Annotated in this window: 7 protein-coding genes; 5 read left to right on the top strand and 2 right to left on the bottom strand. The window is 45.6% G+C overall.

The window, feature by feature from the left end:
* Positions 1-304: 304 nt before the first annotated feature.
* The gene (gene gmhB, locus D1Z90_RS10880) at positions 305-856 is read right to left on the bottom strand and encodes a D-glycero-beta-D-manno-heptose 1,7-bisphosphate 7-phosphatase (protein WP_119910781.1); all 552 of its coding nucleotides are present in this window, start codon (positions 854-856) and stop codon (positions 305-307) included.
* Between the two features lie 21 nt (positions 857-877).
* The gene (locus D1Z90_RS10875) at positions 878-1,885 is read right to left on the bottom strand and encodes an NAD-dependent epimerase (RefSeq protein ID WP_119910780.1); all 1,008 of its coding nucleotides are present in this window, start codon (positions 1,883-1,885) and stop codon (positions 878-880) included.
* Positions 1,886-2,055: 170 nt separating this feature from the next.
* Here D1Z90_RS10875 and rcsF point away from each other — a divergent pair, with 170 nt between their 5' ends.
* The 5 genes from rcsF (at position 2,056) to D1Z90_RS10850 (ending at position 11,942) form a co-directional block, all read left to right on the top strand.
* Positions 2,056-2,418: an Rcs stress response system protein RcsF gene (rcsF, locus tag D1Z90_RS10870; protein ID WP_119910779.1), complete on the top strand. Its 363-nt coding sequence runs from the start codon at positions 2,056-2,058 to the stop codon at positions 2,416-2,418.
* 4 nt (positions 2,419-2,422) lie between these two features.
* Positions 2,423-3,121, top strand: a complete 699-nt coding sequence (gene tsaA / locus D1Z90_RS10865; protein WP_119910778.1) for a tRNA (N6-threonylcarbamoyladenosine(37)-N6)-methyltransferase TrmO — start codon at positions 2,423-2,425, stop codon at positions 3,119-3,121.
* Between the two features lie 86 nt (positions 3,122-3,207).
* Positions 3,208-4,923 carry a proline--tRNA ligase gene (locus D1Z90_RS10860; protein ID WP_119910777.1) on the top strand — a complete coding sequence of 572 codons (1,716 nt, stop codon included), beginning with the start codon at positions 3,208-3,210 and terminating at the stop codon, positions 4,921-4,923.
* A gap of 226 nt (positions 4,924-5,149) precedes the next feature.
* Positions 5,150-10,915, top strand: a complete 5,766-nt coding sequence (locus tag D1Z90_RS10855; RefSeq protein ID WP_119910776.1) for a response regulator — start codon at positions 5,150-5,152, stop codon at positions 10,913-10,915.
* On the top strand, positions 10,908-11,942 hold the full coding sequence (locus tag D1Z90_RS10850; RefSeq protein WP_119910775.1) for a response regulator: 1,035 nt from the start codon (positions 10,908-10,910) through the stop codon (positions 11,940-11,942). Before D1Z90_RS10855 ends, D1Z90_RS10850 begins: the two co-directional genes overlap by 8 nt.
* Positions 11,943-12,008: the final 66 nt, after the last annotated feature.

Genomic DNA, 12,008 nt, shown 5'->3' with positions numbered 1-12,008 from the left:
TTGCTAATTGTTAAAGAACATTTGACTGAAGCGTTTCGCCTCGTCAGGGCTGCGCATTCTACGCTAGCCGGTTTGAAAGTCAACCGTTAATTTGCATTAAATTATCGAATTTTCTTTCCCGGTTAAAAGCCTTGCTTTTGAACCAGACTGATTGGCTTGTGACCCTTGCCCTTAGTGAGCTGGTCTGCCGTGTCAGTGGTTGCGCATTATAGGGAGAAACGGATTTGGCGCAAGCCCTTTTTGCAAACTTTTTAAAGAAAGATGTCAATCGATTAAAAAGCCAGCAGAAAAGGGGCTAATGAGCCTATTTCGGTAAGTTTTGGGCAAACTCTTCTAAGTTATTGTATACCGACTCGGCTAATGCTTTGCCTTCATCGGTCAACGCCTTGCCTGTATTAACCAAAATATTGTGCCCTACGCCAGCGGCTATGCCAGCGGCGATGTCTGAAGTTTTATCTCCCACAAAATATGAATTTGGCAAATCTATCTCTAATTCTTTTGTTGCGGCCAATAACATCCCAGGAGCGGGCTTGCGACATTCACACACTTGACGATACTTTTCGTCAGTGGCTTCAGGGTGGTGAGGGCAATAATAGATACCATCTAAGTCAACACCACGATCTGCCAATGACCAGTCCATCCACTCAGTGAGGTTCAAAAAATCATCCTCGCTGTAATAACCGCGACCAATCCCTGATTGATTGGTCACCAAAACCAGTAAAAAGCCCTTGGCCTTGATTTGTTGACAGGCTTCGATGGCGCCATCGATAAATTCAAAGTCATCGACTTCATAGACATAACCATGATCGTGGTTTAATACGCCGTCACGATCAATAAATACTGCTGCTGTTGCCACTATCGTTCCTTAGATAATTTCTTAAACTTGATAATACTCTTTGTACCAAGCTACAAACTGACCAATGCCTGCCTCAATGCTAGTATCCGGTTTGAAGCCAACGTCTTTCGTTAAGGCATCAACGTCCGCAAATGTTGCAGGTACATCGCCTGGTTGTATTGGTAACAAATTTTTCTTCGCTTCGATGCCCAAGCTTTTTTCGATAACTTCTATAAAGTAACCCAATTCCACGGGTTGATTATTGCCTATATTATAGACACGATAAGGCGCCGAGCTGGTAGCAGGGCTTGAATGCTCCGGAGACCAATCTGGATTAGGCGCGGGTGTGTTATATAAAGTACGCACTACACCTTCAACAATGTCATCGATAAAAGTGAAATCACGCTGCATTTTGCCGTAGTTAAATACATCAATGGGTTTGCCTTCCACGATTGCCTTGGTAAATAAGAACAATGCCATATCAGGTCTGCCCCACGGGCCATAAACAGTAAAGAACCTCAAGCCTGTGGTTGGTATATTAAATAAGTGGCTGTAAGTATGCGCCATCAGTTCATTAGACTTCTTGCTTGCAGCATACAGTGAGACAGGGTGGTCGACATTGTGCTCTACTGAAAAAGGCATTTGGCTATTTAAACCATACACTGAACTTGAAGACGCATAGACCAAGTGTTTGACTTTACTATGTCGACAACCTTCAAGAATATTAGTGAAACCAACCACGTTAGAGTCAATGTAAGACAGCGGGTTTTCCAAAGAGTAGCGCACCCCAGCTTGCGCAGCTAAATTAACCACACCATCAAATTGATGCTGTTGGAACAGGTCAGCGATGCCTTCTCTGTCAGCGAGTTCCATTTTCACGAAAGTAAAGCGCTCGTGATCTTCGATGCGCGCTAAGCGATCAAGCTTGAGCTGAACATCGTAATAGTCATTTAAGTTATCTAAGCCGACCACTTCATGACCATCGGCCATTAATCTAGCAGCTGTGCTGCTGCCTATAAATCCTGCTGCACCTGTAACAAGCACTTTCATGGTTTTGTTCCCAACGCTCAATTGAATATCGCCTAGTATAATCACCAACGCGAATAAATCACTTTAAAATCTTAAGCCTGGCTATTTTATATCAGTTTACGGTGTCGCCAAGCGCTTGATTTGCTACACTCTTGGCCAACCAAATTCAACATTATTGAATAAGACACACTATGCGCTTTTACCCTTTTGCAGCACTCGCTTTGCTGACAGGCTGTAGCAACTTTAGTTTTGACAGCAACTTAGACAAAGAAAATTTCGATGAATATTTCAAACCCTCGCAAGTCCAAGTTTATGAAAAAGAGCAATTAGAAGATAAGCAATACATCCACCTAACCACCATTGAAGGCTCAGTCTGCCAAGAAAGTGAACGCGACCCTGTACCCACGTTGGCAGATGCTCGCACCCAAGCCCGTATCGCAGCTGCAGAAGTCGGAGCTAATGGCATCATTTTTAAAAGCTGCATTGAAACCAGTGACGATTATTGCATGGCTGCCAGTATTTGTTACGGGCAAGCCATTAAAGTCGCGGAATAATACGATGGAGCTAGACCCTATCGCGCGGGTTCGCTCGCCTTATAAAGAGAAGTTTGCCATCCCTCGCCAACCCGGTTTAGTGACTGCGGCAAAAGGCCGCATTGAGTTTTTAGCGGGTTATCAAAACGACGAGATGCTGCAAGGCATCGAGCAATTTAGCCATTTATGGTTGATCTTCGTATTTCACCATACCCAAGAGCAAGGCTGGAAGCCCTCTGTGCGCCCTCCTCGTCTTGGCGGCAATGCAAAAATGGGCGTTCTTGCCAGTCGTTCTACTTTTAGGCCGAATCCCATAGGCCTGTCAGTTGTCAAACTGGAAAACGTCATTCGTCTTGATAAAGACGTAAGTTTAGAAATTTCTGGTATGGACTTAGTGGACGGGACACCGCTTCTAGATATCAAGCCCTATTTACCTTATGCCGACTCATTACCTGACGCGCAAGCGGGCTACGCTCAACAAGAGCCAGATGTCGAACTTGATGTGGTGTTTACTCAAAATGCCCAAGCGCAATTAAGTGCTTTAAGCGGACAGGCAGAGTTGCAAACGCTAATAGAGCAAGTGCTAGCCCAAGACCCTCGTCCTGCTTATCGAAAAGGCAAACCGGACGCTAAACAATACGGTGTAAAACTAGCAGAGTTTAACGTCTGCTTTATGGTTATCAATTCGCAGTGCCAAGTGACAGATATCCAATCTCTCACTTAAGCCATCATAGATTGCGCTTTGCGCCATCACTTGTCGCTGGTAAACTCATCTGCACGAAATAAAACAACCATGCAGATAGGACAAACATGCGTACCAGCAATTACTTACTTTCCACCGTGAAAGAAACACCAAGTGACGCGGAAGTTATTAGCCACCAGCTCATGCTTCGCGCCGGTATGATCCGTAAATTAGCCTCTGGATTATACACTTGGCTACCCACTGGCTTGCGTGTATTACGTAAAGTAGAAACCATTGTACGTGAAGAAATGGATCGCGCGGGCGCAATTGAAGTATTGATGCCTGTCGTACAACCTGCAGACTTGTGGCACGAGACCGGTCGTTGGGAAAAGTTTGGCCCAGAGTTATTGCGTATCAAAGATCGCCATCAACGCGATTTTGTATTAGGCCCTACGCACGAAGAAGTCATTACTGAACTTGTACGTAAAGAAGTAGCCAGTTACAAACAACTGCCGCTTAATTTATACCAAGTACAAACCAAATTCCGTGATGAAGTAAGACCTCGCTTTGGCGTCATGCGTGCCCGCGAGTTCACAATGAAAGACGCGTACTCGTTCCACACAAGTCAAACGTGTTTGGAGCAAACGTACCAAAACATGTTTGACGCATATTGTCGCATTTTCGACCGTCTAGGCTTGGAATACCGCCCTGTTATTGCAGACACAGGTAGCATCGGCGGCAGCGCCTCCCACGAATTCCACGTGCTGGCTCAAAGCGGTGAAGACGACATCGTATTTTCAGACAGCAGTGATTTTGCCGCCAATATTGAGAAAGCAGAAGCATTAGCACCTGCTGAGCCACGCGCAGCAGCTACGGTTGAACTGACTGAGTTTGATACGCCGGACGCTAAAACCATTGAACAACTGGTTGAGCAATTTAACTTGCCCATTACCCGTACGGTAAAAACCTTGATTGTCAAAGCGGAAGAAGATGCAGAGGCGCCACTGGTAGCCTTGATCATTAGAGGCGATCACGAACTCAACGAAATCAAAGCAGAGAAACTTTCACAAGTAGCCGCTCCATTAACCTTTGCTGATGAAGAAGAAATCCGTGCCGCAATTGGTGCAGGACCTGGCTCATTGGGTCCGGTTGGGTTAAATATGCCTGTTATTGTGGACCGCAGTGTCGCTGTTATGAGCGATTTTGCTGCCGGCGCTAACAAAGATGGCGTACATTACAAAGGAATAAACTGGGGCCGCGATGCAGCGGAGCCGGAAGTTGCCGATCTAAGAAACGTGGTAGTAGGTGACCCGAGCCCATGTGGCCAAGGTAAAGTGTCCATTGCTCGCGGCATTGAAGTGGGCCATATCTTCCAACTGGGTGATAACTACTCACAAGCCATGAACGCCACCGTGCTCAACGAGCAAGGTAAGAGCCAAGTAATGACCATGGGTTGTTACGGCATTGGTGTGTCACGTATCGTGGCAGCCGCCATTGAACAAAATAACGACGATTATGGCATCATCTGGCCTGAAGCAATCGCACCATTTAAGGTTGCTATAATTCCAATGAATATGCATAAGTCTCATCGCGTTCAAGAACTGGCTGAACGTTACTATGATGAGCTAACTGCGGCTGGCGTTGAAGTTTTGTTTGATGATCGCAAAGAGCGCCCGGGCGTCATGTTTAAAGACATGGAGCTAACCGGCATTCCTCACGCAATTGTTATTGGCGATCGCAGCATTGACAACGGTGTCGTGGAATACAAAAACCGTCAATCAGGTGAAAAACAAGAAGTAGCCATTGACGGTATCATCGCCGACATTATTGCCAAACTGGGCTAAGCCTCACTTTGTCATTCTTAAAAAGGCGCTGCGGCGCCTTTTTATTGTCAATAATTCACTTTTTCAGGTGACCTTCTCATCTGCCATTCGCACCAGCAGCGATAACCGCCATTGGCATCAAAAGAAATACAGACTTTGCTTACACTTTTGCCAATTAGATTGATATTTCAAACGATTAAACTTGCCACTTTCTAGGAATTCAGTGGGACTAAGCTAAGCTTTAATCATGAAAAATTGTCGCCTTGACTCGATGCCATACCTTGTTCAATGGTTTTGCCATGCCTTAACAATATTTATCATTTTATGCTCTGGCGTATGGTCAAATGCCAGCTTCGCTGACCATCAAGCAGACACGGATGGCCCGACTCCCATTAAATTAGCCTTGTTTATTCCTGCTGAAACAGAGTTTTGGACTCGATTGAGCGAATTTACCAAAAAAGCCAGTCAAGATTTGGGGGTAACACTCCATGTATTTAATGCCCAAGAAAGCCAAGAAAAGTTACTCAAAGATGCACAACATGCGATTGAACTGGGTGTAAGAGGTATTATTTTCCCGGCCATAGGCAATAACAATGTTGAGGTTGATTTATTAACCCTTGCCGAGCGCCATCAAGTGAAGTCGGTGATGATCAACACTCCCAGCTCAGACTCTTCACTATTACCTCAAGTGCAGTTTAAAGAATGGTTGGCGACGATCACCCCTAACGACATGGTGGCTGGCCGCAGCTTAATTCGAAAGCTTATTACTGCACCGGAAAGAAAAGCAAAGCAAAGCAAAATATTGGCATTTTCTGGGCAGCTTGATACCCAGCCTGCGCTGGCTAGAGAACAAGGTTTATTACAGTATTTAAGCACCCACCAGGGGCATGAATTAGTGGCGATTGAACACGTAAATTGGTCGCCTCAGGAAGCTGTTATTCGCTATCGCGAAATTGCCAAAACGCACCCAGACATAGATATCATTTGGAGCGCCAGCGATGCAATGGCTCGCGCCCTCGCCGACGAAGTAGCAAAACAACCGCTCACTAAAAAACCGCTAATTGGTGGCATCGATTGGGATCCCAGTACGCAGCAGTATATCGACGATGGCCGAATTTATACCTCAGTAGGGGGCCACTTCTTAGAGGGGGCGTGGGCGGTTGTATTGCTGTACGACCATCTGCATGGTATCGACTTCTCTGATTTGCGTCTGTCTTATACAACGGGCATGTCCAGTGTAGACGCGCAATCGAGCGTGATGCGCCAAGCTATGTTGAGTATTACACCGGAGCAAATGCACTTTTCACCATTATCGCTGGCGTTGAACCGCAACCTGTTTGACTACGACATGAGCCTGAGAAACACCACGTCTGCTTTTAGCAAGTTTGCGCAAAATTACGACCTACCATTAAATCATAAGCAACAGCTTTGGTTGGCACAACACCCGACGATTAAAATAGGCGTGAACAGCAACCTTGCACCCATCTCTTTTCTGGGTGAGGAAGGCCAGTTACAGGGTATTACCATAGAGTTGCTGAATCTCATCGATAAACGCATTGCCGGGCGCTTTGAAATCATCGAAAAAGACAGCTTTGTAGCTTTACAGCAAAGCATTCAGAGCGGGGAAATCGATGCCGCAACGGACTTTTTAGCGAACCAAACCAGCGCTCAGTATTATATTTTCACTCAGCCGTATTTGGCTACCCCTTTCACTGTGGTGGCACGCAAAGCAGACAATAATACACTCTCTGCGCTATCCCTGTCTCAGCTTACCGGTAAAGTCTTGGCCTTAGAGCAAGGCGTGGCAACCGCTGACTTTATCGCCCGTCACTACCCGCAAATCAAGGTGAAGTTGTATTACAATACCCATGCAGCGCTGCAAGCTGTGATAAATAAACAAGCCGACTTTTACCTCGGCAATAAAAATGTCGCAGATTACCTCTTCCAGCGCTATGGTCTCACCGAATTGGGCCATGTTTCTAGCATCAAAATTCCGACGCCAAAAGCCAGCATCGCCGTACGCAAAGACTTGCCTGACTTGGCGATTATTTTAAACCAAGCCATTGGTGCTATCTCTCCTCAAGAAAAACAACTGCTGCAACAAAGATGGAATAAAACCAATGAAGTGATCACCACACAAGCGCAGCGGCAAAATACCAGCCTATCAAGTCAGGTCAGTGACAGCGTGTTACTGCTGGTTATTTTTGTTGCCGTGTTGGTCTTTTTATTTTTGTTACTGCACTACCTGTTAAAACGAGACGGTGAGGTCGGCTCTTTATTTGAGTCAACCAAATTACGCAGTTTTGGCCTTATATCCATTGCGGTGGTGGTCTCTTCCATTATTTTATTAACCACTAATTCACTGGATGAACAGAAAAAGCTGTCCAAAAAAGTTATCGACGAAACCCTCAGTGCCATTCTTGCCAGCAGCCACCAAGGGTTATCCACCTGGGTGAAAACACGTCAAGAAGAGCTCCATATCCTGGCGCAAGATTATAACTTAATACAGCATACAGAGGCTTTAACCAAACAAGGAAAAGGCCGTCCACTCAAGCAGTATTTTGACTATTTAAGAAGCATACCGACAACAGGATTGCAGACGATAGAGTTCTTTGTGATGGATACGTCGCAGCGCATGATATACGGCGATAATACTCAATTGTTAGCGCCTGAACATGACCTAGAACAGCTACTGCGGCCCTATCTGGGCCAAGTAGATCAACGAAACGCCATATTTGTCGCGCCACAAAAGTTTGAAAACGGTGAAAAGCGCATGTTCTTTATCGCTAAGCTGCGAAACATGAAGCAACAAGAACTGGGCTTTTTAATCATGGCTGTGCCGGCTGAAGACATCTTTAGCCAATTGTTAGCTTTTGGCCGCATTGGCGAAACCGGTGAAACCTATGCATTCAACCCACAGTCTTTTATGTTAAGTGAAAGCCGCTTTGTAGAAGAACTTAACCTGCTGGGAATCTTGACCGATAATGAGCAAAGCTCGGTACTCAACACGCGCCTTGTAGTGCCATCACAAAATCAAGAGGCGCCGGCTCAGCTTACATTTATGGCCAGCCAAGCATTAAAAGGGGAATCCGGCGTAAGCACTGACCCTATGCCTGACTATCGTGGTAAGAACGTTTACAGTGCTTGGTTGTGGGATCATGAACTAGGCTTAGGTTTAGCCACTGAAATCAATGAAGAAGAAGCCATCTCTAACAATCAAGCGTATCAAACGACTTTAATTTCGATTGTGACTATCTCCATTGCACTTTGCCTTAGTTTAACCGTTTTTACCTTTTGGCTTGGAGCGCGCACGAGTCGAATATTACTGCGTAATCAAGACCAGCTGGCTGAACAAGTGAGTCAAAAAACCCAGCAATACAATGACGCTCGTGATGCCGCCGAAAAATCCGCAAAACAAGCCAACATAATTTTGGAGTCTGCTAATGACGGCATTATTGGCTTAGACAATAAGGGGAACATTCGTTTTATCAATCCCGCTGGGGCCGAGCTGCTTGCTTATACCGTCGAACAGCTTCTTAATAAGAACTTACATCACACGGTACATTGTAATGAGGGGCAACACCCTCACCCAGAAGATCATTGTCAGATATTAACGGCCATCATCAACAATCAAAAGAAAATGGTTGATGACGACGTATTTTGGAGTCAGCAGCAACGGCCTATTCCGGTCGAGTACACCGTCATGCCAAGTTCAGAAGAGCACGCAGGGATTGCCGCAGTGGTTGTCTTTCGTGATATCTCAGATCGAAGAGAATATGAAGATGTCTTGATCAATGCAAAAGATGAAGCGGAGCAAGCTGCGCGAGTCAAAGCCAACTTTTTAGCGAATATGTCGCACGAAATACGCACGCCAATGAACGCGATTATTGGCATGTCTCACCTTGCATTGGGCACTGAACTGGACAACAAACAGCGTAATTACATCAATAAAGTCCATCATTCTGCCGAGTCTTTGCTGGGCATCATCAATGATATTTTAGACTTTTCTAAAATTGAGGCGGGTAAGCTCAATATGGAGCAAGTGCCGTTTCAACTTGAAGATATCATGATGCAATTAAGCAACCTAGTCGCGTTAAAAGCCGCCGAAAAACAATTAGAAATCATCTTTGATATTGAACCTAATGTGCCTAACAGTTTGATTGGCGACCCTTTGAGGTTGAGCCAAGTATTGACCAACTTAACCAATAATGCGGTGAAGTTTACCGAACCGCACGGTGAAGTATTGGTGCATGTACAGTGCCAACAGCCGCCCGAAAATAAAGCTGAAGTCCAGTTACAATTTATGGTCCAAGACTCAGGAATTGGCATCGCAAACGACAAATGTCAGCACTTATTTACGTCCTTCAATCAAGCCGACGCCTCAACCACACGCAAGTATGGCGGCACCGGATTAGGCCTCGCGATTTCAAAGCAAATTACCCAGCTGATGCAAGGCGACATATGGGTTGAAAGTGAGCTAGGCACTGGCAGTAAGTTTTATTTTACCGGCGTATTTGGCTTAGCCAAAGAGCAACCCGCCCGGCCACAGTCGGACATTACCACGCTTGATGTTATCGTCATCGATGACCACCAAAGCGTGCTTACTGCACTGGGTAAACAATTGACTGTCCTTGGCTTTCAATATGAAACCTTTACACATCCAGAACAAGCTTTGATTTACATGGCTAATACCCCACCAACTAACCCATTGTTATTGCTAGATTCAGGCTTACCTGGCAATAACTGTTTTGAAGTAGCACAAGAAATAGCTCACTTGCACGGCCAGCACTTACCCACAGTGATAATGGCTAACCAATACCTGCACGCCGACATTATCGAGCCTGCTGCGGCTATTGGCATAGGACAAATCATCAATAAGCCGGTCACTTTATCAAGTTTATTAGACAGTATTTTATTAGCTCACGGCAAAGAAGGTATGCAATATCAAGTAGGTGGCAATAACTTAAGCTTATCTCAACAATTCGCTGCGCTTGCAGGCGCGCACGTACTATTGGTCGAAGATAATGAAATAAACCAAGAATTGGCGGTTGAATTACTGGCTAAATATGGCATGACAACCGCTGTCGCTAACCATGGACAACATGCCATTGATTTATTAGCCGAGGACAGCTTTGATGGCATATTGATGGACTGTCAGATGCCAGTAATGGACGGTTATAGCGCCACCAAAATTATTCGCCAGCAAACTCAATACGCGCAGCTTCCTATCATCGCGATGACGGCAAATGTGATGGCCCATGACAAAGAAAAAGCCTTAGCCTCTGGTATGAATGACCACATTGCTAAACCCATTAATATCAATGATATGCTTACAACACTAAGCAAATGGATTGTGCCCCGTCACCCAATTGAAGTAGCGCCCTTAGCGCCGCAGCACAAGTTAGCTCAGGCAGATGAAAACACCTTGTGGCTTAATATCCCAGGCGTCGACACGGCTTATGGTTTAGGCGTTTGCCAACAGGATAAATCGCTTTACCAAAAAATCTTGAGTAAATTTTGCCAAAATGAAGTCGACTTTAGCGTTAAATTTAACCAGGCCAAACAAAGTTCAAGGGATGATATGGTGCGCTGTGCCCACACGTTAAAAGGTTTAGCCGGCAATATCGGCGCTAAAAGCTTACAACGCATGGCCGATAAACTTGAACATGCTTTGCTGGAGAATGAAGCTTACGATGCACTGTTGCAAGACTGCGACTCGGAATTACAACACGTAATCTCTGCCATTAACGCTTGTTTACCTCAGCCAGTAATGTCGGTGGAGGCAACACTCACCGCGCCCGAGGTAGAGCAGAAACTAACGCTATTAAGGCAGTTATTGGCTGATGATGATACCGGCGCGATTGATATTATCGACGAATTGAGCCCAAGCTTACAGCAGGCCGAGCTCACACAAGCATTAACCGAGATCCAACAATATTGTAATCAATACGAATTTGACGAAGCACTGGTAAGTCTTGAAAAATTACTCACTCTCAAGGAGCAGTATGGATAAGTCGACAATCCTAGTGGTGGATGATACCGCGCAAAATATTGATGTCTTGAGTGGCATTTTAAAAAAGAAATACAAAGTTAAAGCGGCTTTAAGTGGCGAAAAAGCCTTAAAGATAGCCCAAACATCACCGCCAGATATGATCTTACTCGACATCATGATGCCGAACATGGACGGTTATGAAGTTTGTAGAAAACTCAAACAAGACCCTTTAACCGCCAGCATTCCGGTGATTTTTGTAACCGCCAAAAATGAAACGGATGACGAGAGCAAAGGCTTAGCCTTGGGCGCAGTAGACTTTATGAGTAAACCCGTGCGCCCTGCGATTGTAGAAGCCAGAGTTGCCACCCACTTAGCTTTGTACGATCAAAATAAGCATTTAGAGAACACGGTGAAGCGGCGCACCGAAGAGCTAGAGCAAACTCAATTTGAAATTATAAAACGCCTTGGCCGCGCAGCAGAATATAAAGACAATGAAACCGGTTTGCACGTGATAAGAATGAGTCATTACGCCAAACTTATCGCCGAGCAATTAGCCCTTGACCCTACGTGGGTTGACCTGGTTTTTAAAGCGTCACCCATGCACGATATCGGAAAAATAGGCATTCCCGATAGCATTTTACAAAAACCCGGTAAGCTGACAGAGGAAGAGTGGCACACCATGCGCAAGCATACCCATTTTGGCGCAACCATTCTTGGCGAGCACAGTTCAGCCTTGATGCGGCTAGCCAGTGAAATAGCTCTCTCCCACCACGAAAAATGGGATGGCAGTGGTTACCCCTATGGTTTAGCGGGCACAGACATTCCTCTTTCAGGCAGGGTGGTGGCGGTCGCTGACGTGTTTGATGCCTTGACCAGCGTACGCCCGTATAAAGAAGCTTGGCCCATGGAGCGCGCGATTGCGTTTATTAACGAAAACAGTGGTAGCCACTTTGATCCCGAAATCGTAACGGCTTTTATTGCAGTATTGCCACAAGTAGAAGTGATAAAACAGCAGTACGCAGACGAAATAGTGCCCCCGCTCAATTAGGGCTAACGCCATTTTGAGCCGAACGCGGCGATTAAGTGTTGAGAATTATATCGTAGACAGAACGGC

It is taken from the genome of Motilimonas pumila, from assembly GCF_003596335.1.
Classification (GTDB): domain Bacteria; phylum Pseudomonadota; class Gammaproteobacteria; order Enterobacterales; family CBDFNC01; genus Motilimonas; species Motilimonas pumila.
This window is presented reverse-complemented; position numbering and strand designations above follow the sequence as displayed.

Excerpts from the sequence above, each read along its gene's own strand:
- D1Z90_RS10875 (WP_119910780.1), bottom strand. The coding sequence starts at position 1,885 with ATGAAAGTGCTTGTTACAGGTGCAGCAGGATTTATAGGCAGCAGCACA.
- rcsF (WP_119910779.1), top strand. The coding sequence starts at position 2,056 with ATGCGCTTTTACCCTTTTGCAGCACTCGCTTTGCTGACAGGCTGTAGC.
- tsaA (WP_119910778.1), top strand. The coding sequence starts at position 2,423 with ATGGAGCTAGACCCTATCGCGCGGGTTCGCTCGCCTTATAAAGAGAAG.
- D1Z90_RS10860 (WP_119910777.1), top strand. The coding sequence starts at position 3,208 with ATGCGTACCAGCAATTACTTACTTTCCACCGTGAAAGAAACACCAAGT.
- D1Z90_RS10855 (WP_119910776.1), top strand. The coding sequence starts at position 5,150 with ATGAAAAATTGTCGCCTTGACTCGATGCCATACCTTGTTCAATGGTTT.
- D1Z90_RS10850 (WP_119910775.1), top strand. The coding sequence starts at position 10,908 with ATGGATAAGTCGACAATCCTAGTGGTGGATGATACCGCGCAAAATATT.